The following is a 22800-nucleotide window of genomic DNA, read 5'->3' on the forward strand; positions in this document are numbered from 1 at the left end:
ATGATACTAATCTAAATCTCTCTCATTATGAAAACCAAACCATTACTACAAGAAATTTTATGGCTCTTAGGTTGCATTGCAATTAGCGTAATTACCGGCCTCTGCATATTTGGAAAAACTCTTTTTATTGATTCAATTGATGTGAATCTTCACGACACCTACTTCGTGATTAAAAAACAGCACTTATTAATATCCTTTTTTATCATTATTTCCTTTTTCGTTTATTATTTTAAAGAGTATAAATATGAATTCTGCAGAAAAATTCAACGTTCATTTATTTTCCTTTTAAGTTTTATTTTAATCCTGCTCGCATCGCTGGCAGTACAGCTTTTGCCTTTCTTTAATCCATATCATAACGTTAATGGTTGGACAGTTTACCCTCCTTTATCTGTACAACCCGAAATAGATCAATTCAAACAAAACTTTATTATTTTAACCATCGTATCAAAAGCCGTTCTTGTACTTCAGATCATCGTGGTAACAATGCTATTATCTGTAACCTATAAATGGGCGAAATCAAAAAAATAATTTCATGAAACTTTACTTTTTAATAGCTGGTTACTTGTTTTTTTTAAGCTCAGCATCTTTTGCACAGACACAAAACGATTCAAAGCCTTTTGTTTTAGGAAAAACCGAACAGATTCATTCTATAGAATTAAATGAAACGCGTACATTAAATATTTACCTACCCGAAGGTTATTCTCGAGATTCAACAAACACATATCCCGTAATCTATTTGCTTGATGGCTCGGCAAACGAAGATTTTATCCATATCGCGGGTTTGGTTCAATTTTTAACCATGATCGAAAAAATGCCAAAAGCAATAGTTGTAGGCATTGCCAACATCGACAGAAAACGCGATTTTACCTTCCCAACAACCGTTAAAAAAGATTTGATTGATTATCCGACTACTGGCAAATCGGAAAAATTTATTGCTTTTATAGAAAAAGAATTACAGCCTTTTATAGCGGAAAAATATAAAGCAAACTCCTCAAAAACGATCATTGGCCAGTCGCTGGGTGGTTTATTGGCTGCCGAAATTTTATTAAAGAAACCTGAGTTATTCAATAATTATATCATTATCAGCCCAAGTTTGTGGTGGAACAATGAGTCGCTTTTAACAGATGCGACCAAGGCCATCACGAACATTAAACCTGACACTAAAATTTATATTTCCGTTGGAGAGGAAGGTAAACAAATGAAAGATGATGCAAAGAAACTGGCTGATCTTATTCAAATGAATAAAAAGTTAAAAACAACATTTATTCCGCTTGTGCAGGAAACTCACCTTACCATTCTACACAACAGCGCATATAAAGGACTAGAAATTGTGTTCAACAACAAGAATTAATTCAATAATTTTAGCAATCTAAAAACCAGGAGTGAAGAAGACTTCGGGATTTTAATACACATAAATTTAAAAATGATATTTAGCTTTTTTAATGCTCGCAGACTAAAAAAAGACATACAAAAACTCGAAGAAAATATTGTTCTGTTATTGGCCAATGATTTTCCTAACATGGCAGAGAATTATCTACATTGGACATTCAGCATAGCTAGACAGCTTGTTGATAAAACAATATATATTTCACATCAAACAACAGATAATTTATACTATGAACAAAATAGGGCAAAACACAAAGAACATTTCTTTTTAACAGGAGTTGAACTGTTTAATAGGCAAACAGAAATCTTTGTCCCAATTCGTTTAACTATTTCTAACAATCTCATTCAAAATATTGTCCTTCCTTTTAATACAACAATAAGAAGTGAATATGATTTATCAGAAATCAGGATGACCAATTTACAGAAAAAAGATTTTATCTTAAAAAACACGGACGAAATAAAACTAAAAAAAAATTCTTTCTAATGTTAGTGAAGAGCAAAGAAACTTTTTAGAAATTGAAGATACTATAGAAATCGAGCTGGACAATAAATATTATTATACCATTTTAGATATGGAAAATGGAAATTATATTGCGGTTAACAAACGGGGCAATGTATTCAGATTGATCCATGATCACGAAGAACCAGCAAAGAAAATATTCTCAAGCGTTCAAAAATTAATGGAATCTTACTCTGGTGACAAACAAGAACTCCAAAATTACACAGATGAATACTGAAACTTCGGTGTAAAGAAGACTTAGCCAGTTTTAACTTGGGTAGAGACTTACGAAATTATCCATGTACTAGCCCAGGCAAAACTTCGTAAGTAATTTAGCTCAGAATATTCTTTACAATGATTTCGGCGTGCACCCTGGAGTTTTCGATAAAAAGCTTATGTGTATCTAATCCACCACAAACCACACCGGCTAAGTATAAACCTTTCACATTGGTTTCCATGGTGTCTTCATTATAAACCGGGCAAAGGGTATCTGGTAATTCGATGCCGAATTTCCTGAGCATGCCAAAATCTGGCTGATAGCCCGTCATGGCAATTACAAAATCGTTCGGAATGGTTTTGATCCCCTCTGGTGTTTTAATATCCACTTCGCCTTCCCTTATTTCAACAAGTTCAGAATTGAACAGTGCTTTAACTTCTCCTTCTTTAATCCTGTTCTGAATATCAGGGCGGACCCAATATTTCACATGTGGACCAAGATCGCCGCTTCGTACTACCATGGTTACGTTTGCACCTTTTCGATATGTTTCTAAAGCGGCATCAACACCTGAGTTATTCGCACCAACCACTACCACATTCTGAAAGGCATATAAATGCGGGTCTTTATAATAATGGGTCACTTTTGGCAAATCCTCTCCCGGCAAATTCATCAATAATGGCACATCATAAAAACCTGTAGCCACAATTACATTTTTGGCTGTATAATCAGTTTTTGAGGTTTTAATTCCGAAAACACCATCCTCATTTTTATTCACTTGTTTTACGCTTTCGAAAAGATGGATATTTAAATCAAACTTTTCAGCCACACGGCGATAATACTCAACAGCTTCGTTACGGTTAGGCTTCGGACTAATGGTTACAAATGGCACAGCCCCAATTTCTAATTTTTGAGAAGTAGAAAAGAAGGTCATAAATACCGGATAGTTGAACAAACTGTTCACCAAAGCACCCTTTTCTACAATCACATAGCTTAAGTTCGCTTTTTGGGCTTCAATTGCACAGGCCATCCCTATCGGGCCGGCACCTATAATGAATACGTCGTAATGATTCTGATTTGCCAAATGCTTATATCTTATGTTGTCATTCTGAGCCTGTCGAAGAACCTTTAATGCATTTCGACAAGCTCAATGTGACATTTGCTCTTAATTAAACTTTCATTGCTTTACTTGGGCAAGCAAAATCGGTTCTTTTTAAACCGGTATTTTTAATTGCACCATAACCTCCAGCCACATCTATTACATTTTCTACCCCACGCGATTTCAAAATAGATGCTGCAATCATCGAGCGGTAACCGCCTGCGCAGTGAATATAATAAGTCGATTTTGGATTGATCTCCCCCGTCCAATCGTTAATAAAATCCAGAGGTCTGCTTAGCGTAAACTCCAAATGTTCTGATTCATATTCACCTGGTTTACGTACATCAAGCGCTGTAATTTCTCCATTAATACTGGCAGTTTCAAATGCCTCTGCAGAGATCGATTCAATCGTATCGATTTCCTTACCGGCATCTGTCCATCTTTCGAAACCGCCCTCTAAATAACCAATGGTACTATCGTATCCTACCCGGGTTAATCGTGTAATGGTTTCTTCTTCTTTCCCTTCATCGGTAATTAATAAAATAGGCTGTTGCAAATCGGTAATCAAAGCACCAACCCAGGGCGCAAATTGTCCGTTAAGGCCAATATTGATCGAATTAGGAATAAAAGCTTTGGCAAAAACCTGCGGATCGCGGGTATCGAGCATAATTGCGCCAGCTTGGTTTGCCGTATCTTCAAATTGCTGAGGCGTTAAGGCATTCAATCCTTTTTCATAAACCTCATCAATACTTTCTACGCCACCTTTATTAATCGCTGCATTTTTAGCAAAGTATTGTGGTGGTGGCATAATGCCATCCGTTACTTCGGCTATAAACTGTTCTTTGGTTTGGGCCTTTAAAGCATAGTTCACTTCTTTCTGATGCCCTAAAGTATCGAAAGTTTCTTTGCTCATACTTTTGCCACAGGCCGAACCTGCACCGTGAGCGGGATAAACAATGATATCATCAGCCAAAGGTTTTATTTTCTCATTCAATGAATCGTAAAGCATTCCGGCTAAATCTTCCATTGTTAAATGACCTTTCTGTGCTAAATCCGGACGACCAACATCACCAATAAACAAGGTATCACCGCTAAAAATACAATGATCTTTCCCGTTTTCATCGGTTAATAAATAAGTAGTCGATTCTAAAGTATGTCCGGGGGTATGTAAAGCTGTAATGGTTACATTGCCGATTTTAAACTGCTCGCCATCTTTTGCCATGTGCGATTTGAATTCAGTTTTGGCAGTCGGTCCATAAATAATTTCGGCACCAGATTTCTCTGCCAAATCAACGTGTCCGGAAACAAAATCGGCATGAAAATGTGTTTCGAAAATATACTTAATGGTTGCCCCTGCTTTTTCTGCTTTCTTTAAATAAGTTCCCACTTCTCTTAGCGGATCAATAATTGCGGCTTCACCATTACTTTCGATGTAATAAGCGGCTTCGGCCAGGCATCCTGTATATATCTGTTCTATTTTCATTTTTAATCAGTATCGGGTTGTTGAGTATTCAAGTATCAAGACGTGAGTATCAAGATATGAGTATCAAGTATCAAGACGTTATTTTACACCCTCTACCCTTCTTAGCAAAAATAGGGCTAAATACTTATAACCGAAACGAAGTTGGTCATAATTGCAGAAGTTTTACTTATCTGTATACAAACCTTGCAGTTTCGGAAACCCGCAAGGTTTTGAAAAGGTGGGTTTTGCGTTAGGGATTGTAAGGGTTCAGTGCCGATCCTTTATCGGTACCGGAGCGAAGCGCAGCTCTGAAAAGCCCGACCCTTGCGTAGCTTGGGTAACGCCCAAATCAGTTTCTAGTTGGTAATTACGGTTTTCGGTTTTTGTTGGCCGAGATTTGTAATCTCGACCTTATTAGTTTAATAGATTTTTATGGACGGGATTACAAATCCCGACCAGCGATTGACCTACTAGCGATTAATCCTTAGTTAACTCTCCCCGCAGCGATTCTTCCATTAACCTTCTGCTTTCTTCTATCGATATGCCCAGGCCCATTACAAACATGAGTTTGGTAACAGTAGCCTCAAAAGTTAAATCGTAACCACTTAAAACGCCCATTTTCAGCAATTCTCTGCTGGTTTCGTAAAGGCCTAACTGTACGGAACCTTTTTTACATTGAGAAATATCGATAATAATTTTTCCGTTCAAAATAGCCTGACGTAAACTATCTAAAAACCATTGTGCAGTTGTGGTATTGCCAGAGCCAAACGTTTCTAAGATAATGGCGTCTACCTTAGAATCTGTTATCGCCTGCACCGCCTGTGGGGTGATACCCGGATATAATTTTAGCACGCCGATATTCGAATTAAAATTGGTATGCAATTTTAGTTCTCCTTCAGTGGCTTTAAGAATATAATTTCTGTGGAATTGTAAGTGGACTCCTGCTTCGGCGAGGATAGGGTAGTTTGGTGAGCGGAACGCCTCAAACTTCTCGCTGTTGTATTTTATAGACCGGTTACCTCTGAATAATTGTGCATCAAAATATATACAAACTTCCGGGAACAATGCTTTGCCATCCTCTTTGGTGGCTGCAATTTCTAAAGCAGTAATTAAATTCTCTTTGGCATCCGTTCTGATTTCGCCAATAGGCAATTGCGATCCGGTTAAAACAACTGGTTTATCCAGATTTTCTAGCATAAAGCTCAGTGCCGATGCCGTAAAAGCCATGGTATCCGATCCGTGGAGGATTACAAAACCATCGTACTGATCATATTTATGATAAACAAGTTCAGCTAAAGTTTTCCAGATTTCAGGATCCATATTTGATGAATCCAATACCGGATTGAAGGAATGTACATCTAAATGATAATCTAAACGGCTTAACTCAGGAACGTTTTCTTTTATCTGCTCGAAATCAAAGGGAACTAACATCCCATTTGTAGGATCGTTAACCATACCGATGGTACCACCGGTATAAATTATAAGTATTTTGGTCATTTGGTTTGGTGAAGGTTGCTCACCGCAAAGAAACTAAAAATTTACAAATGATGGAGTGATATTTTCAAATTAGCAATAAAATAAGATAATTAGGCTTTTAAATTATTAATTTAATAAAATTAAAGATAATATTCTGTTAAATTTACAACGGAATTATAAAGACATTCATTTTTCGGTCGGTGCGGCACCAACTGACAAGAGAGAGATATCACAACAGATTTCTCCATTATGCAAAGCTTCAGTGGAAATGACGGAATCGCTGGATTGACTAAAGACTTCAAACTGAGGATTCCGGACTTAATCCTAAACTCCAAATACCTTCTTCGAATTCTCAGTAGTTGTATCAGCAATCTCTTCAATAGGAATGCCATAAATCTCAGCAAGTTTTTGAGCGATATAAACGAGATAACTGCTCTCATTGGGTTTACCACGAAAAGGAACTGGCGCTAAATAAGGAGAATCTGTTTCTAAAACGACGTTAGCCAAAGGAATTTCAGATAATACCAGATCCAAACCAGCCTTTTTATAGGTCACCACGCCACCAATACCTAGATAGAAATTTAGGTCGATAGCCTGTTTAGCCTGGGCAACGTTGCCGGTAAAACAGTGAAAAATACCACGCAATTTTTCATCACGTTCACTTTCCAACAATTCAAAAACTTCATCAAAGGCTTCACGGCAATGGATCACGATCGGCAAACCTAAATCTTTTGCCCAGCCAATCTGTTTTCGGAAGGCATCTTGCTGAATAGCCAATGTTGTTTTATCCCAATACAAATCGATCCCGATCTCACCAATGGCATAAATTTCACGTCCTGTGATGCTGTTGTATATCTCGTCTAATTGCGCAAGATAATCCTCTTTCACATCGCATGGGTGCAAACCGGCCATAGCAAAACAATTTGCCGGATATTTCGCTACCAGATCATCAATCATCGCAATTGATTTTACATCCACATTTGGCAAAAACAAACGGTTAACATCGCTTTCAAAACAGCGTTCCATTAATTGCGCCTGTTTTTCGGCATCTTGCTCGTAATATAAATGGGTATGGGTATCGGTGAAGATCATGCTCTTTTTTTATAGTATCAAGTATTGAGAATCGAGTTATAGGTATTGAGTATCAAGTAATAAGTATCAGGTATCAAGATTGATTTGCCGGCTCTTGATACTAGATATTCAAATCTTGATACTTGTGTAAAGAATTCTATTTCTTTCCAGCTTTGCTTTTTTTCGGCACTTTAACTCCAGACTCCGGACTTCCGACTTCGGACTGTGGACTCCATTCCATTTCCTTTTTCAAAAACTTTCCGGTTAAACTGATCGGGTTCTGAATCAAACCTTCTGGTGTACCTTCGAATAAAATCCGTCCGCCGCCTGCACCACCCTCTTCACCAAGATCGATCACCCAATCAGCTACTTTAACTACATCCAGGTTGTGTTCGATGACCAAAATGGTATTTCCTTTATCAACCAACTCTTGTAACACACCTAAAAGCACATTAATATCTTCAAAGTGTAGTCCTGTTGTGGGCTCATCTAAAATATAGAAAGTTTTTCCGGTGTCTTTTTTAGAAAGTTCAGTAGCCAGTTTAACACGTTGCGCTTCTCCTCCTGATAAGGTAACAGATGATTGCCCTAAAGTGATATATCCTAAACCAACATCTTTCAGGGTTTTGATTTTCCTGTAGATGATCGGAATATTTTCGAAGAAATTACAGGCATCTTCGATACTCATATCCAATACATCACTGATCGATTTACCACGGAAACGCACTTCTAAAGTTTCTCTATTGTATCTTTTTCCACCACACTCCTCGCAAGGCACCTGCACATCGGGCAAGAAATTCATCTCAATCACTTTTAATCCTGCACCCTGACAAGTTTCGCAACGGCCACCTTTTACGTTAAAAGAGAAACGGCCAGGTTTGTAACCGCGGATTTTTGCTTCGGGTAGCTGAACAAACAGATTCCTGATATCAGAGAAAACTCCGGTATAGGTAGAAGGATTTGAACGTGGTGTTCTGCCAATAGGTGCCTGATCAATTTCAATCACCTTATCAATTTCCTTCAATCCATTAATTTTCTCGTAAGGCAAAGGTGTTTTTTTAGCCCTGAAGAAATGATGGTTTAAAATCGGATATAAAGTTTCGGTAATCAAACTCGATTTACCACTTCCCGAAACCCCGGTTACGGCAATAAATTTACCCAAAGGAAAATCTACCGACACCTCTTTTAAATTATGTCCGGTTGCTTTAACAATAGACAACTTATGCCCATTACCTTTTCTGCGGACTTTTGGCGTTTCGATTTTCTTTTTACCGTTCAGGTAATCGGCGGTTAAGGTATTCGATTTCAGAATCTGTGCGGCAGTTCCTTCGGCAACTACTGTACCGCCATGGATACCTGCACCCGGGCCAACATCTATCACCCAGTCGGCTTCCAAAATCATATCCTTATCATGTTCTACCACCAAAACGGTATTTCCAAGATCACGAAGATTTTTAAGTGCATTGATCAAACGTTCGTTATCACGCTGGTGTAAACCGATACTGGGCTCATCAAGGATGTACATTACATTCATCAACTGTGAACCGATCTGGGTAGCCAAACGGATACGCTGTGCCTCACCACCCGAAAGTGTACGGGCTGTGCGATCTAAGGTTAAGTAGGTTAAACCTACATCAGTTAAGAAACCGATCCTGGCTTTAATTTCTTTTAAAATCTCTTTTGCAATAATATTCTGACGGTCGCTCAAGCGTTCATCTACCTTTTCGAACCAGGTATTCAGGTTGAGAATATCCATTGACGACAGTTCGAAAATGTTTTTACCATCAACTTTAAAATGCAGGCTTTCTTTTTTCAAACGGGCACCATGACACTCCGGACAGGTTTTCAGTTTCCTGAATTCGTCCATATCATCAGATGCAGACTCACTTCTCTTTTCATTCTGCTCTTCGAGCATTTTAATAATACCATCAAAAGTGATATTATAATTCTGAACGTTCCATTTATTGTATTCTACCTCAACCTTGATCAGATCGTGAGTGCCATTTAAAATGATGTTGACTACCTCATCGCTTAACTTTTCGATTGGGGTAGAAAGTGAGAAACTATATTTTTTGGCTAGCGCTTTTAGTACCTGGAACATCCAGATATCGCGGTATTCTCCTAGTGGTGCTAATCCACCGTTTAGAATGCTCAGCTTTGGATTCGGAATTACCGATTCTTTATCCACCACGAAAATATAGCCTAAACCATCGCAACGCTCACAGGCGCCGTAGGGCGAGTTGAACGAAAAACTGTTCGGTTGAGGTTCATCGTAAGAAATACCCGTTGTTGGGCACATTAAAAATTTACTAAAATGCGCAACGTTATTATCTTTATCACTGATTTTAATTACCCCCTTACCCATCTTCATCGCAATCTGCAACGAATCGAGCAAACGTTTTTTATCTTTCACATCAATAATCAAGCGATCGATTACCACTTCAATATCGTGGATTTTATAACGGTCTACCTGCATTTTTGCAGAAATATCCTTTATTTCTCCGTCCACACGAACCTTTACGTAACCCTGTTTACGGATCTGCTCAAAAAGCTCGCGGTAATGCCCTTTTCTACCTTTAACAACCGGTGCAAGGATATTTACCGCCGCCCCATCAAATTTGTTGAAGATATTCTGCAGAATCTGGTCTTCGCTCATGCGTTCCATCTTCTCACCAGTATTGTACGAATAGGCATCGGCAACACGTGCATAAAGCAAACGCATAAAATCGTAAATCTCGGTAATGGTACCTACGGTAGAGCGTGGGTTTTTACTTGTTGTTTTTTGCTCAATGGCAATAACCGGACTCAAACCTGAAACTTTATCTACATCAGGGCGCTCCATCCCCCCCATAAACTGGCGGCTGTATGCGCTAAAAGTTTCCATATAACGGCGTTGTCCTTCGGCATAAATGGTATCAAAAGCCAATGAAGATTTACCGCTACCACTTAAACCCGTGATCACAACAAGCTGGTTGCGCGGAAAACTGACGTCTATATTCTTTAAATTATGTACCCTCGCACCATATACTTCTACATCTTTTTGCTCACCGAGGTCGATAGATTTATTGCTCATATTTTATTTAAAGTTGGGGGCAAAATTGAGCCTTTAAAAAGACTGAATTTCAATCCGCAAAAATGCTAAAAATTTTATCAAAAAGAAAGTCTAATGCAATCTGTATTAAGGATTAATTGTCATAATACAAAAGGTGTATTTGAAATAAGACTCTATCATTTATCACACAACATAAACGTTGCGGAATGGGTGATGGTTTTGTATTTTTAGAGAACTTTTGAAGTTTGTCATTTATTTTTTTCTAGCGCCCTCAATTACAGAAAATGCCATTGATACATTTCCTTTTTGAATTATTTAAGATCTTAATACAAAGCACAATCTATGCTTCAGTAATATTTTTCACTATCACGTACCTGGTAAAACCAAAACCGGGCAGCTTATTCTATTTTTTCAAGAAAGAAAAAGCGTTAACCTTGTTATCTAGCTGGGTAGCTATCTTTTTCGGATTATTTTTTTTCATGTTTTCCTATTATGGAGATCATGGGCTTGGAGATAGCACAAGGATTCCAATTGATCATCACAGAGAAATCGGTCAAACTGATCTCCTGTCGTATATCAAGCCAAATAACAATGGCACCATATATCTAGATGAATTTGTCATTACTGACGACCATGTTTACGGCAAATTAAATAAATACAATATAGCCCTTTATCAAAAATATTTTGTTTACGATCTGAAGTCAGATGCAATTCAGACATTCGATCAGCAGGAAACTTTTAATAATTATTTAATATCAAAAGGATTAAATCAAGCAGTTCCTTATGAAAGTTTTGACTTCTATTACAGCCAATATTGGAACGGATGGCGGTTCTGGTTGCTACCATAATTAAGCACATTTAAAAAATCTCTCGGCTCGTTGCGCTCTGCCCGAGATGACGATGCAACAATGAGCTCTCCACTGACCAATAAACTAGTGAACAAATGACCAGTGAACGAATGAACTAACTCACCACTCAATCGTCGTCCCATTTTCTGTCGGATGCCCGGTACAAACCAAAACCCTGCCCTTTTCAATTTCATCATCGGTAAGTACTTCATTGTAATCCATCCGTACGCTACCTTTGGTACAATTGGCCACGCAGGTACTACACACGCCCCCGCGACAACTATAAGGAAGCTTGATTTTATTTTCGAGTGCTACATCTAAAATCCGTTTTGGCCAGGGCACTTCGAGGTTGTACGATTCCCCTTGAAAATTTAAAATCACCGAATAGGTATTTTTATCGACTACTTTTTCAGAGCTATCGTCTTCATCCACCTCATCTTCGGGCAATACGAAGGTTTCTCTTTTAATCTGTTTGATATCGAAACCCATACCCAACAAGGTAATGCGGCATAAATCCATGTAAATTACCGGTCCGCAGCTATAAAAAAGTGCCTCATCACGCTCGAAATGTAAATGTTCTTTAAGTAATTTTTCGATGTAAAATTTATTTAGCCTGGCGGTCATTAAATTTTTGCTGTTGCTAAAAACCCATATAATTTTTAATCTATCGGGATATTTTTCCCGCCATTCGCTCAGCTCATCGTAAAACAAAGTATCTTCTTTTGACCTGTTACTATATACTAATGTAATTAACGATTTTTTTTCACGCACCAAAGCGGTTTTTAAAATCGAAAACAATGGCGTAATGCCCACCCCTGCCGCGAAAAGGAAAAGATCACGTTCCAGGTTTTCGTCAGGCAGATAACTGAACAATCCCTGCGGCTCCTGCGCGAACAGCACATCGTTTACCGAGGTTTTATGATGAAGAAATCTTGAAATCTCTCCATTTTCCACCCTTTTCACAGTAATGGCCAAAGGCTCATCCACATCAGGCGAACTGCTAAATGAATACGACCTTCTTACTTCCTTATGTTTTCCCTGAAAAACCAACGATAGAAACTGACCAGCCAGATACTTTGGATAATCATGATCTACTTCTTCAAATTGAAAGGTAATATTATCTCCCGGTTGGTTAATTATTTTATTGATGCGCAGCTTGAACATAATGCAAAGAAAGGGTTTTGAGCGTAAAGCGAAAAGCGTTTGGCGTAAATTCAATGATCATTTGTCGGTTAATCGATCACTACTTTTAGTCAGTAATTCGCTATCCACATTCAATCGTCATCCTGATCCGATAGCTATCGGATCAGGATGACGGACCGGACGAAGATTTTCTGTGAACAGAAAGCTCAATAGTCCACTAGCCATTTGTTCATTGGTTTGCATGATATATAAATTATTCCGTGTTAATGCGTGGCTCCGTGGCTAAAAAGTTCACTGGTTCATTTTCTATTGGTTCATTAGTTTACCCGTACGCAGGAAAAGTTCGGTGCTTATCTGTGGCCTCTAAAAAAGAAATTCGCAAAAACATATCGGTGTAATCCCTCAATCTGTGTAATCATTTTCAAAAAAAAAGCGTCCCGATTTAAAACCGGGACGCCTTACCAAATGCTTGTCTTTATCTTAATTATTATATTACTCGGCGTTATAAGCCAATAATACTCTCGGTTTTTCGTAACCGTAACGTTTCGGATGTTCCATAATCTGTTTCATAGAAATCACTTTATAAACATAGCCACCGGTTTCGCGGTTTAGCTTCATTTTGTAGTAATTGTCTTGATTTTGATTATCGATCTGCTTGCGTAAGCGTCCGTCGCCAACATTGTAAGCCGCAGCTACTAATGTCCAGCTTTCTAAACCCCTATACATTTCCTTAATGTATTTGCAGGCAGCAATCGTAGATTTACGCAGATTATAGCGTTCATCAACATTTCCGTTTACTCTTAATCCATAGGTACGGGCTGTGCCAGGCATAAACTGCCAGATTCCGGCTGCACCTTTTGGAGAAACCCCTTCAGCCATTCCAGATTCGACCAGTGCCAAATACTTAAAATCGTTGGGGATCTTGTACGCAGCAAGAATAGGCTCAATTACAGGGAACCATTTTGCTGCTTTTGCATGCAGGCGGTTGGTTTGTGTGTTTCCGTAAGTGTGTGCTGCAAGGATTTTTTTCATTTTGCGTTCTACCTTTTTATCGCCTAAAGGCAAGGTTTCTTCTGCAAAATTTAACTGTGCCATTAAAGATAGAGGATTTTCCTCTTTTTCGACTTTCAGGCTATCAGATTTGGGTATTGTAGTGTTTAATTTTTCTTCTTTTAAAAGACTTTTTTGTGCTAAGGGCATTTGGTAAGCGAACACTTTTGCCAAGATAAATAGTGTTGCCACTACCGCAAATGGTACGATGTGTTTCTTTAACATTTTCCTCCTTTTTTTGGTGAACTTATATAAAAACGTTGGCAAAGGTAAAAAATAATAAGCACATTATCAAATAGTTACAGAATCAAGCCTGAAAATCGCCCCCTAAAGCGCTATAAACGTGGATTTTAAATTTTGAAATTCAGACGATTTTTCCTATTTTAGAGGCTATTTTTTTAGCTAATTTTTCCGCTCTTAAAATTGTTATGTTCATCATTTTTTCATAAATTTGCAACCCGCATTTTTAATGTGGTTAAAAGCGTATCATGATAAATAAAAACAACAGGAACAGTCGGGATGACAAGTCCAAACCAGGCAGTCGGAAAACAGAAGGCAGAAGCAGTTCGGCCGGGTCTGACAGAAGAAGATCAGACGACAAAGACAGCAAATTCAAAAAATCATCCGATTCAAAAGACAGCTTCAAACCTAGAAGCTCAGACGGTAAAGATTTCAAATCAAAATCTTTCGGAGACAAAAAAGACTTCAGACCAAGAACGGGAGACCGCGATTTTAAATCGAAAGACGGAGAATCAAAGGGATTCAAATTTGGAGACCGCGAATTTAAATCAAAAGATAGCAACGCAAAATCAGAAGATCGTGGCTTCAAATCAAGAGAAGGCGGATCAAGAGATTATAAACCAAGAACAGGAGATCGTGATTTCAAATCGAGAGAGGGCGGATCAAGGGATTTCAAACCAAGAACAGGAGACAGGGATTTTAAACCAAGAGAAGGTGGTGCAAGAGATTATAAGCCAAGAACAGGAGACCGCGATTTCAAATCTAAGGATGGAGATTCGAGAGATTTTAAACCGAGAACTGGCGACCGCGACTTCAAACCTAGAGAAGGCGGATCGAGAGATTACAAACCAAGAACAGGTGAGCGTGATTTCAAATCGAAAGATGGTGGATCAAGGGATTTCAAACCTAGAGAAGGTGGTTACAAAGATTTTAAATCTAGAGGCAAATCAGATGATTTCAAGCCAAGTGCTGGAAGCTCAAGAGATGTAAAGCCCAGAGAGCCAAGGGAGGGCGACAGCCGTCCGTTTAGAAAACGCGAAGATGCACAGCCAAGAGATACAGAATTTAACCGTCCGGAACGTACTGTAATCGCCCAGGGCCGTAAAACAAATGAAGATAAAGGCTTAATCCGCCTAAACAGATATATTTCAAATGCAGGTATCTGCTCCCGCCGCAAAGCGGATGAGCTCATTGCTGCCGGCATTATTACCGTAAACGGAGAAGCCATTACCGAACTGGGGCATAAGGTAGATCCAGCGAAAGATTTGGTACGCTATAATGGCGAACTATTAAAACGCGAGAAAAAAGTTTACGTTTTATTGAACAAACCAAAAGATTACATCACCACTACTGATGATCCACAAGAGCGCCGTACGGTAATGCAACTGGTTGACAAGGCCAGTCGCGAGCGTATTTACCCAGTTGGCCGTTTAGACCGCAATACCACAGGTTTATTATTAATGACAAACGATGGTGATTTAGCGGATAAATTATCACATCCTAAAAACGGTATCACTAAAATTTATAACATTGAGCTGGATAAAGCTTTATCACAAGGCGATTTAAACAAAATTGCTTTTGGTTTAGAGCTGGAAGATGGATTGATTAAACCTGATAACATTTCTTATGTTGCAGGAGGAACCAAAAAAGAAGTTGGTATTCAGATCCACAGTGGTAAGAACAGGATTGTTCGTCGTATTTTCGAACATCTGGGCTACAATGTAGAAAAATTAGACCGTGTAGTTTATGGTAATTTAACGAAGAAAGATTTACCGCGTGGCAGGTGGCGTTATCTTGAAGATCATGAATTGATCCAGATTAAACATTTAATTAAATAATATATAAAGGCAACCAATGGTTGCCTTTTTTGTTGCTTTAGTTCTATAGAATTATCGTCCTCGTTTGCAACGAGGATGATTGAGCATGACGATTGCATCGTCACCTAATGCGCATTGCAAATGCGTACCTCGCTACATCCTCGTTTCAAACGAAGACGATAAAATGTATTTCCCTTCCCTGTCTTATTACATTTTAATTCCCCATATTTGTTTAAACCTATATCGTTTTTACATGAAAAAATTCAGTTCATTGTTCATACTTACAATATTGTCCACGTTAACTTTTGCGCAAAAAAGCAATTATAATCTTATTGTTGGCACCTATACCGCACCGGGAAAAAGCGAAGGGATTTACACCTATAATTTTAACACTGCAACAGTAGCTACAAAATTAAAAAGCATTACAAAAAACACCGCCAACCCGAGTTATTTAGCTGTTTCGCCTGATCAAAAATTCATATATGCCGTTAATGAAACCGGAACCTCCAGTACCGTTAGCGCTTTTAAATACAATGCCAAAACGGGTAATTTAACTTTTTTAAATAAGGTTGATAGTCATGGCGCCGATCCTTGCTTTATTACTGTTGATGCCAAAAATGTGATCGTGGCCAATTATAGTGGCGGTAGTTTAGCCGTATTTCCACGCAAAGCAGATGGCACTTTAAATGAAGCTTCGCAGGTAATCAAACACACTGGAAAAAGCATCGATCCAAAAGGCCGGCAAGAGAGTGCGCATGTGCATATGGTTAAATTTACACCCGACCATAAATATTTAATCGTAAACGACCTGGGTGAAGATCAAACTTATATCTATAATTACAACCCTGCCGGAAAAGAAAAAACCTTAACAGCTAAATCAGTACTTAAAACCAATGCCGGTACTGGCCCAAGGCACATTACTTTTAGTCCAAATGGGAAGTTTGCTTATTTGGCTCACGAATTTAATGGCAGCATAACCGCTTTTGCCTATTCAAGTGGAAGCTTAACAAAAGTTCAGGAAATTGGCACGACGGCTAAAGATTTTGCCGGAAAAGTTGACGGGGCAGATATTCACGTTTCGGCAGATGGAAAATTCCTTTACGAAACCAACCGTGGCGATGCCAATAGCATTTCGGCTTTCTCAATCTTACCTACTGGAAATTTAAAATTCATCGAAACAGTAAGTACATTGGGTAAAGGACCGAGAAACTTTAGCATTGATCCAAGCGGAAAATTTTTATTGATCGGACATCAATACACCAACAACATTGTTATTTTCAACCGCAATAAAACAACTGGCAAATTAACCGATAGTGGCAAAAGAATTGATGTTGGCGCTCCTGTTTGTTTAGTATTTAATTAATCTCTAAAATCAACCCAATGGAAAACTTCGATTGGACAAAATTCACGATCAGGATAGCTGTTAAAGCAAAGCTTGAAGATATCTACAACGCCTGGACAAAAGCAAGTGAGATTGAGAAATGGTTTTTAAGTGATGCAGAATTTTCTGATGAAAACAATGTGTTGCTGAGCAAAATACAAAATGCGCTTAAGGGCGATCGGTACAAGTGGATCTGGTATCTGTATGATGATATTGAAAATGGAACCATAACCGAAGCGAACGGCAAAGACGATTTCCAGTTTACTTTTGCCGGCGATTGTTTGGTAGAAATAAAACTCAGGGAAGAATTTGAATATACTGTAGTAGAATTGACGCAAAAGAATATTCCGCTCGATGATAATTCTAGGAGAAACATCCGTTTGGGCTGCCACAATGGTTGGAGTTTTTATCTTTTAAATTTAAAATCGGTTTACGAAGGCGGCCTGGATTTAAGGAATAAAGACAATCGTTTTAAACCCATGCTGAATAATTGAGGTGATGGATTTAGCTGTTAGAGACAGAGAAATTCAGGAACTGGGCTTTTCTATTATTGAAAATGTATATACCAATCAGGAGATTGAAGATATCTTAGCCACAATCTCCAAAACAGAGCCCAATAAAGAAACTTTTAGAAAATCAGATGATCTTTTTGCGATACGCCAATTTTTAAAAGAAGTTCCGGATACGATTGAGCTTATCTTTAAGAACAAGCTAAAAGATGTTATAAAAGCACTTTTTGGCGAGGATTATTTCCTTGTCAAATCAATCTATTTCGACAAACCCGAAACTTCAAACTGGTTCGTTTGCTATCACCAGGATTTAACGATTTCAGTTGACCAGAAAGTTGAAATAGATGGGTTTGGACCTTACACGAAAAAACTCAATCAGTTTGCGGTTCAACCACCACTTGAAATCCTTGAGAGCAATTTCACCATTCGCATTCACCTCGACGACACGAATGAAGAGAATGGCGCATTAAAAATAGTTTCGAATTCGCACAGCAAAGGCATTTACCGCCCCGAAACTATCGACTGGAATATAGAAAAAGAAGTAAGCTGCAATGTAGCAAGGGGCGGCCTCATGATCATGAAACCATTGTTGCTGCATAGTTCAAGTAGAACAACCAATAATCAAAAAAGAAGAGTGATCCATCTTGAATTTAGCAAGCAACTACTACCGAAGGAATTGCAATGGTCAGAATATCTTGAGTTTGAATGATAAACAGAAAATTCATCTGTAATCAATACGTCCTTAATTAAATCTGCTTGAGATCGTCATTGCGAAGCCGATTTTTCATTGGCTGAAGCAATCTCCTGAACAGAATGTCTAATGCAAAGATTGCTTCGTAGTACCTCCTCGCACACGATAGCTATCGGATGACGACTTTTCTATTAAAATCTACAGATGGTTGTTTAACTCAGGTTTATAGCATGATAGATACTAAAACAGGTTCTGTATAAAGAATTAAATGGAATAATACTATCTTTAAAAAAGCAAATGAACTGCAAATCAACATACTTAGAAAAAAGCCTTTTAAAGTGGACGGTAATATTCGCCCTCTTTCTGAGTTTGTTTACCTTTTCATACACCTACAACAATTCAATTGCGCTAAAAACAAGTCCAGTTTTTCAAACTGAATGGGTTTATGAATGGCGAAGGAGTTTTACCGCTCCAACCCGATTTCGAAAGACCTTAAGAAATGCGGCTATTTCGTTTAAAAAATATAGCCTGCAAGCTTTTGCTTTTAATCAGTTGGTAAAGGCCAAATTAACAAAAATCATCCAAATATCCATATCGATATCAACTACGACACGCTTTTTCGTTCAAGAAGCAACCGTTCAATATCCCACCGAAATAGATTGCCTTAACTATTCTGGCTTTTAGTCTATGCCTTTTAATTAGGGCTATTCCATTATTATTTTACTAGAGATTTGCGTGTTAATTCCAACAGCAAATCGGCATTCTTTACAACATGAAAAGTTTCAAAAAAACAATGAGACTAACGGGATTGGTATTGCTGATCCTTTTGGCCTCCGTTGGTCTCGGAGGAGGCGTTCCGATTCCTCCATCTAATAAAAGAGAAAATCATATGGAGATAAAAATAGCGCTACCGGAAACGGAGGAGGTGGAAAAACTATCTTTATTTGATATTAAGGAATAAAAAAAATGGTCCCGATTTTCATCGGGACCATTCTAAATATTTTAATTAACCGTTATTATGCTGGTTCTGCAACTCTTGCTACATTACGGTATGGAAATTCATTGAAAATATGTCTGCGGGCGAAACGGCCCGGAGAATCGGCGTTCACCAATTTCACATAAATTGCTTTTGGCACATCGAAGTATTCGTAAGCACTTCCATCAAAAAACTGGATGTTTAAAACCTGTTGTTTGTACTCAAAATCCTGAATATTCGACAATGTGGTCGTTTGCGTATAGGTTTCGATATTTTGTTCGCGTGTTTCAGGCGCAATACTTACCAGGAAATGGTAAGCTTCGATAATTTCTTTACTTCTTGCTTCTGCATCCAATTTCTCTTCTTCCTGCTGAAATTTATCAGGGTGACAATCTTTCATCAATGTGCGGTACACCGATTTAAGCTCTTTTAACTCAGCATTTTTATCTACGCTCAAAAGCTTTCTGTAATCAACTATTTTCTTCATTGGGACTAACCTCTTTTTTATTTTTGCCGAAACGTTTTTTGAAATTCCTACTCATCAAACCGTTTCAAGCCGCAAAGATACGATTTATAATCATTTGATTTTGAGAAAGTTTACTTTTCTCTAATATTCCCGATGTGAATGATTAATTGGGGAATTTAGAAGTCTATAATTACGATGAAACCCACATAAATAAAAAAGTTTTGCCATGCAAGCGCAGCAAAACTTTTAAACAAATTCAATAAATATCTTTCTGACTACTAATATTTAACCTGTAAAGATTTCTCAATTACTTCTTTATAATAGTCGATGTATATAGGAAGGATTTTTTTCAGGTCAAAATCCTGAGCCCTTTTAAATGCATTTTCTTTAAAACGGTTGAGTGTTTCGTCATCCTTTAATATTTCGATCGCGTGTGCTGCCATGGCATCTACATCGCCTACATTGCTCATGTAACCGCAAAATCCATCTACATTAAGCTCTGGCAAACCACCAGCATTTGTGGTAATCGCAGGCACTTTACAGGCCATTGCTTCTAACGCCGCCAAACCGAAACTTTCAGATTCTGAAGGCATCAGAAAAAGATCTGAAACCGATAAAATTTCTTCTACCGCATCTTGCTTGCCCAAAAACCTTACATTTTCGCAAATATTTAATGATCTGCAAAGTTGCTCATCATAAGCACGCTCTGGTCCATCGCCTACCATTAACAGTTTTGATGGGATTACCGCCTGCACCTTTTCGAAAATCCGGATTACATCTGCTGTACGTTTTACCTTCCTGAAATTACTGGTATGGATCAGAATCCGCTCGTTGTTCGGGGCAATTGCCTTTTTAAAATGGTCTTTCGCCTGTAAACTGAATCGTGTAAAATCGATAAAATTCGGGATTACCTTAATTTCTTTCGTAATCTCGAAGTGGTTATAGGTATCTTCTTTTAAATCTTCTGAAACCGTAGTTACACCATCACTCTGGTTGATTGAAAAAGTAACCACCGGTTTGTATGTTGGATCTTTCCCCACCAAAGTAATATCGGTACCGTGCAAAGTAGTTACTACAGGAATATGAATGCCATAACTGGCTAAAATCTGCTTCGCCATAAAAGCCGCAGAAGCATGTGGAATGGCATAATGAACGTGTAATACATCCAGTTGCTCGAAACGGACAACATCTACCAGTTTGCTGGCCAGTGCCGACTCGTAAGGTGCATAATCGAATAGTGGATAATCCCTTACCGAAACCTCATGATAAAACAGGTTGGCAGAAAAGAAATCGAGCCTTGCCGGCTGACTATATGTAATAAAGTGAACCTGATGACCCTCGTTAGCAAGTGCCTTACCAAGCTCTGTTGCAACTACTCCACTACCGCCAAAAGTGGGGTAGCAAACAATTCCTATCTTCATTGTAAATGTATTGTTGTTACCGCAAATGTACCCGATTTTAATCTATAATGCGTGTCGGCCTATTGCAATAAAAAAGACGAGAAATTGAGTAGAGATTTTACAGAAAAAAAGAAAAATTATGATTTGAGGTTTCTCATTTCTTCTTTGATGACCAGGAAGAGTTCATTTGGCCGTTGGGTGCCAATAAAATATTCTAAACCATCACGATCTGTTAGTACCACCGCATCTTTACCTGATGAATAGAACCGGATTGTTCCTTTGGTATGTAAATTATAAACCGGATTATTGAAGAAATAACGGCTGTATGTAGCCTTACGAACATCAACGATACTATTCAGGTCAATTTTAACACGTTTGGTTGTCCAAAGGCCATCCAATACCATACTACCATTATCCACAACAATTTTGTACTGGATCAGGAAAAGCAAAAGCATAGAAACACCGATAATCCCGAATCCTACAACAAGGAACAAATCCTGCGTATTGTCGCGATCGCGCTCATAAACGTAAGCTGCAAAACAGAATGCAGCCATAATCAGCCTAATGAAAATGCGAACATAATCACGGCCGATGTACTGTTTTTCGATATAGGCGTACCTGCTTTCCACTTATTTAATTTTGAGTTCGAATATAGCAACTTTTTTTGTTGCAGTAGTTAATTTATATCGGTTATCCTGTCGCATACCTGCAATCCAAACAATTTCGCCATTTCCATTCACCAAAATCGGCGTGGTGCTTTTCAAATGTAAAGGAACTTTCTCATCGATAAAATAGTCGCTCACTTTTTTGGGGTTCCGCATCCCCAACGGAATAAACTTATCTCCATTTTGCCAGTTCCGCAACACCAAAGGGAAGATCAGCTTATCGGCATTTACAAAGGCTCTGTTTAGATCTATCTCGAATTTAATATCATCGGTAAATTTTAATGAAATTTCATCATTAGCAAAGGCAATTTTTTCTGTTGTTGGATGGATGAACTGGTTGGATGTAACCGAAGTGTTTTTCTCCACAATAACCAGATCGCGGCGGTTAATAATGGCCTGGTGCGTTGAACTAAAAAAATGCGTACCACTTAAAGCCTTTAAACTGTCTAAAATCTCCTGAACCACATTTTCGCCAAAGCCAAAAGGTTTAAGCAATTCGTAAAGCAATAACTTTTGCGGATTTAATCTGGCAATTTCTTCTAACTCAATATAAATTCCATCATGCCTTTTATTCAGAATTTTATTTTCAATTTTGTTGACCTGTAGATTTAAAAAGGTCTCTAATTCTGCAAATCTTGCGATATTTTCAGCAAAGGTTTTTTCCAGATTTGGATTGATCTCCTGCAAATGTGGAACAACCTGCAACCTGATTTTATTTCGGGTGTAGTTGGTGCTCGCGTTCGAGCTGTCTTCTACAAAATCAATGTTGTTTATGGTTACACTTTCCTCAATTTGCTTCCGGGTTAAAAATAACAATGGTCTGATCAGCCGTTCACGTTTAGGTAAAATACCATGTAAACCGCTTATGCCTGTACCACGGGTAAGGTTAATGAGAACAGTTTCAACCGCATCATTCTGATGTTGTGCCAAAGCAATATAGTCATAGCCCTTAGTTATCCTAATTTCTTCAAACCAGGTATAGCGCAGATCGCGGGCAGCCATCTGGGTAGAAATTTTATTTTCGGCTGCATATTTTTTTGTATCAAAATGCGTTACATAAAATGGTAATCCTAAATTTTTAGCCAGCAGTGCAACATAACTTTCGTCGCGTTGTGCTTCATCGGCCCTTAAATTAAAATTACAATGTGCCACACCAACATCAACGCCTATTGCTTTAAATAAATGCAACATTAATACCGAATCTTTACCCCCGCTTACGGCCAAAAGAATGCGGTTCTCCCGTACAAACAACTTTTGCTGTTCAATAAAATCCTGAAATTGTTTTAAGGGTAACATCCATCAAAAATATTTAATTTTAACTGGTATTCCGAACGTTCGGAACAAAAAACTAACTT

20 protein-coding genes are annotated in these 22800 nt (G+C 38.3%); 9 read left to right on the top strand and 11 right to left on the bottom strand.

Going from position 1 to position 22800, the window contains the following annotated elements; translation table 11 throughout:
- Window positions 1-27 precede the first annotated feature (27 nt).
- From R2S57_RS26375 to R2S57_RS26385, 3 genes are all read left to right on the top strand, one after another.
- Window positions 28-528, top strand: a complete 501-nt coding sequence (locus R2S57_RS26375; RefSeq protein WP_316847910.1) for a hypothetical protein — start codon at window positions 28-30, stop codon at window positions 526-528.
- A 4-nt stretch (window positions 529-532) separates the two neighbouring features.
- On the top strand, window positions 533-1351 hold the full coding sequence (locus R2S57_RS26380; RefSeq protein ID WP_316847911.1) for an alpha/beta hydrolase: 819 nt from the start codon (window positions 533-535) through the stop codon (window positions 1349-1351).
- A 72-nt stretch (window positions 1352-1423) separates the two neighbouring features.
- Window positions 1424-1870 carry a hypothetical protein gene (locus R2S57_RS26385; RefSeq protein ID WP_316847912.1) on the top strand — a complete coding sequence of 149 codons (447 nt, stop codon included), beginning with the start codon at window positions 1424-1426 and terminating at the stop codon, window positions 1868-1870.
- Window positions 1871-2217: 347 nt separating this feature from the next.
- Here R2S57_RS26385 and R2S57_RS26390 read toward each other — a convergent pair whose 3' ends face one another.
- The 5 genes from R2S57_RS26390 to uvrA form a co-directional block, all read right to left on the bottom strand.
- Window positions 2218-3183: a YpdA family putative bacillithiol disulfide reductase gene (locus tag R2S57_RS26390; protein ID WP_316847913.1), complete on the bottom strand. Its 966-nt coding sequence runs from the start codon at window positions 3181-3183 to the stop codon at window positions 2218-2220.
- Window positions 3184-3268: 85 nt separating this feature from the next.
- On the bottom strand, window positions 3269-4681 hold the full coding sequence (locus R2S57_RS26395) for an MBL fold metallo-hydrolase (protein WP_316847914.1): 1413 nt from the start codon (window positions 4679-4681) through the stop codon (window positions 3269-3271).
- A 456-nt stretch (window positions 4682-5137) separates the two neighbouring features.
- A complete protein-coding gene (locus tag R2S57_RS26400) occupies window positions 5138-6157 on the bottom strand; it encodes a type I asparaginase (protein WP_316847915.1) in 1020 nt (339 codons plus the stop codon).
- 303 nt (window positions 6158-6460) lie between these two features.
- Complete coding sequence (locus R2S57_RS26405; RefSeq protein ID WP_316847916.1) at window positions 6461-7228, bottom strand: TatD family hydrolase; 768 nt, start codon at window positions 7226-7228, stop codon at window positions 6461-6463.
- A gap of 136 nt (window positions 7229-7364) precedes the next feature.
- Window positions 7365-10280 carry an excinuclease ABC subunit UvrA gene (gene uvrA, locus R2S57_RS26410; protein ID WP_316847917.1) on the bottom strand — a complete coding sequence of 972 codons (2916 nt, stop codon included), beginning with the start codon at window positions 10278-10280 and terminating at the stop codon, window positions 7365-7367.
- A gap of 458 nt (window positions 10281-10738) precedes the next feature.
- Between uvrA and R2S57_RS26415 the strand changes: the two genes are divergently transcribed.
- Window positions 10739-11107, top strand: a complete 369-nt coding sequence (locus R2S57_RS26415; protein WP_316847918.1) for a hypothetical protein — start codon at window positions 10739-10741, stop codon at window positions 11105-11107.
- A gap of 120 nt (window positions 11108-11227) precedes the next feature.
- Here R2S57_RS26415 and R2S57_RS26420 read toward each other — a convergent pair whose 3' ends face one another.
- Together R2S57_RS26420 and R2S57_RS26425 are read right to left on the bottom strand one after the other, a co-directional pair.
- Window positions 11228-12271 carry a ferredoxin--NADP reductase gene (locus R2S57_RS26420; RefSeq protein WP_316847919.1) on the bottom strand — a complete coding sequence of 348 codons (1044 nt, stop codon included), beginning with the start codon at window positions 12269-12271 and terminating at the stop codon, window positions 11228-11230.
- A gap of 471 nt (window positions 12272-12742) precedes the next feature.
- The gene (locus R2S57_RS26425; RefSeq protein WP_316847920.1) at window positions 12743-13525 is read right to left on the bottom strand and encodes a lytic transglycosylase domain-containing protein; all 783 of its coding nucleotides are present in this window, start codon (window positions 13523-13525) and stop codon (window positions 12743-12745) included.
- Window positions 13526-13788: 263 nt separating this feature from the next.
- Here R2S57_RS26425 and R2S57_RS26430 point away from each other — a divergent pair, with 263 nt between their 5' ends.
- The 5 genes from R2S57_RS26430 to R2S57_RS26450 all read left to right on the top strand — a co-directional run bounded on the left by R2S57_RS26430 (window position 13789) and on the right by R2S57_RS26450 (window position 18899).
- Window positions 13789-15378 (top strand): pseudouridine synthase, encoded by a 1590-nt coding sequence (locus tag R2S57_RS26430; RefSeq protein ID WP_316847921.1) that lies wholly within the window; start codon window positions 13789-13791, stop codon window positions 15376-15378.
- A 232-nt stretch (window positions 15379-15610) separates the two neighbouring features.
- Entirely contained in the window at window positions 15611-16720 is a 1110-nt protein-coding gene (locus tag R2S57_RS26435) for a lactonase family protein (RefSeq protein WP_316847922.1), read from the top strand.
- Between the two features lie 17 nt (window positions 16721-16737).
- Complete coding sequence (locus R2S57_RS26440) at window positions 16738-17232, top strand: SRPBCC domain-containing protein (protein ID WP_316847923.1); 495 nt, start codon at window positions 16738-16740, stop codon at window positions 17230-17232.
- A gap of 4 nt (window positions 17233-17236) precedes the next feature.
- Window positions 17237-17956, top strand: a complete 720-nt coding sequence (locus tag R2S57_RS26445; RefSeq protein ID WP_316847924.1) for a phytanoyl-CoA dioxygenase family protein — start codon at window positions 17237-17239, stop codon at window positions 17954-17956.
- A 754-nt stretch (window positions 17957-18710) separates the two neighbouring features.
- Window positions 18711-18899 carry a hypothetical protein gene (locus R2S57_RS26450; protein WP_316847925.1) on the top strand — a complete coding sequence of 63 codons (189 nt, stop codon included), beginning with the start codon at window positions 18711-18713 and terminating at the stop codon, window positions 18897-18899.
- A gap of 55 nt (window positions 18900-18954) precedes the next feature.
- Here R2S57_RS26450 and R2S57_RS26455 read toward each other — a convergent pair whose 3' ends face one another.
- From R2S57_RS26455 to tilS, 4 genes are all read right to left on the bottom strand, one after another.
- Window positions 18955-19401 carry a KTSC domain-containing protein gene (locus R2S57_RS26455; RefSeq protein WP_029279950.1) on the bottom strand — a complete coding sequence of 149 codons (447 nt, stop codon included), beginning with the start codon at window positions 19399-19401 and terminating at the stop codon, window positions 18955-18957.
- A gap of 257 nt (window positions 19402-19658) precedes the next feature.
- Entirely contained in the window at window positions 19659-20801 is a 1143-nt protein-coding gene (gene bshA, locus R2S57_RS26460; protein ID WP_316847926.1) for an N-acetyl-alpha-D-glucosaminyl L-malate synthase BshA, read from the bottom strand.
- 116 nt (window positions 20802-20917) lie between these two features.
- Window positions 20918-21409 (bottom strand): hypothetical protein, encoded by a 492-nt coding sequence (locus R2S57_RS26465; protein ID WP_316847927.1) that lies wholly within the window; start codon window positions 21407-21409, stop codon window positions 20918-20920.
- Window positions 21410-22741: a tRNA lysidine(34) synthetase TilS gene (gene tilS / locus R2S57_RS26470; protein WP_316847928.1), complete on the bottom strand. Its 1332-nt coding sequence runs from the start codon at window positions 22739-22741 to the stop codon at window positions 21410-21412.
- Window positions 22742-22800: the final 59 nt, after the last annotated feature.

Source organism: Pedobacter psychrodurus (assembly GCF_032678585.1).
GTDB classification, from domain to species: Bacteria; Bacteroidota; Bacteroidia; order Sphingobacteriales; family Sphingobacteriaceae; genus Pedobacter; species Pedobacter psychrodurus_A.

Bases quoted from the DNA above. Each gene is read 5' to 3' on its own strand.
- R2S57_RS26415 (WP_316847918.1), top strand. From the start codon at position 10,739: ATGTTTTCCTATTATGGAGATCATGGGCTTGGAGATAGCACAAGGATT.
- R2S57_RS26375 (WP_316847910.1), top strand. From the start codon at position 28: ATGAAAACCAAACCATTACTACAAGAAATTTTATGGCTCTTAGGTTGC.
- R2S57_RS26385 (WP_316847912.1), top strand. From the start codon at position 1,424: ATGATATTTAGCTTTTTTAATGCTCGCAGACTAAAAAAAGACATACAA.
- R2S57_RS26395 (WP_316847914.1), bottom strand. From the start codon at position 4,681: ATGAAAATAGAACAGATATATACAGGATGCCTGGCCGAAGCCGCTTAT.
- R2S57_RS26400 (WP_316847915.1), bottom strand. From the start codon at position 6,157: ATGACCAAAATACTTATAATTTATACCGGTGGTACCATCGGTATGGTT.
- bshA (WP_316847926.1), bottom strand. From the start codon at position 20,801: ATGAAGATAGGAATTGTTTGCTACCCCACTTTTGGCGGTAGTGGAGTA.
- tilS (WP_316847928.1), bottom strand. From the start codon at position 22,741: ATGTTACCCTTAAAACAATTTCAGGATTTTATTGAACAGCAAAAGTTG.
- R2S57_RS26455 (WP_029279950.1), bottom strand. From the start codon at position 19,401: ATGAAGAAAATAGTTGATTACAGAAAGCTTTTGAGCGTAGATAAAAAT.
- uvrA (WP_316847917.1), bottom strand. From the start codon at position 10,280: ATGAGCAATAAATCTATCGACCTCGGTGAGCAAAAAGATGTAGAAGTA.
- R2S57_RS26440 (WP_316847923.1), top strand. From the start codon at position 16,738: ATGGAAAACTTCGATTGGACAAAATTCACGATCAGGATAGCTGTTAAA.
- R2S57_RS26435 (WP_316847922.1), top strand. From the start codon at position 15,611: ATGAAAAAATTCAGTTCATTGTTCATACTTACAATATTGTCCACGTTA.
- R2S57_RS26425 (WP_316847920.1), bottom strand. From the start codon at position 13,525: ATGTTAAAGAAACACATCGTACCATTTGCGGTAGTGGCAACACTATTT.
- R2S57_RS26380 (WP_316847911.1), top strand. From the start codon at position 533: ATGAAACTTTACTTTTTAATAGCTGGTTACTTGTTTTTTTTAAGCTCA.
- R2S57_RS26405 (WP_316847916.1), bottom strand. From the start codon at position 7,228: ATGATCTTCACCGATACCCATACCCATTTATATTACGAGCAAGATGCC.
- R2S57_RS26430 (WP_316847921.1), top strand. From the start codon at position 13,789: ATGATAAATAAAAACAACAGGAACAGTCGGGATGACAAGTCCAAACCA.
- R2S57_RS26445 (WP_316847924.1), top strand. From the start codon at position 17,237: ATGGATTTAGCTGTTAGAGACAGAGAAATTCAGGAACTGGGCTTTTCT.
- R2S57_RS26420 (WP_316847919.1), bottom strand. From the start codon at position 12,271: ATGTTCAAGCTGCGCATCAATAAAATAATTAACCAACCGGGAGATAAT.
- R2S57_RS26450 (WP_316847925.1), top strand. From the start codon at position 18,711: ATGAAAAGTTTCAAAAAAACAATGAGACTAACGGGATTGGTATTGCTG.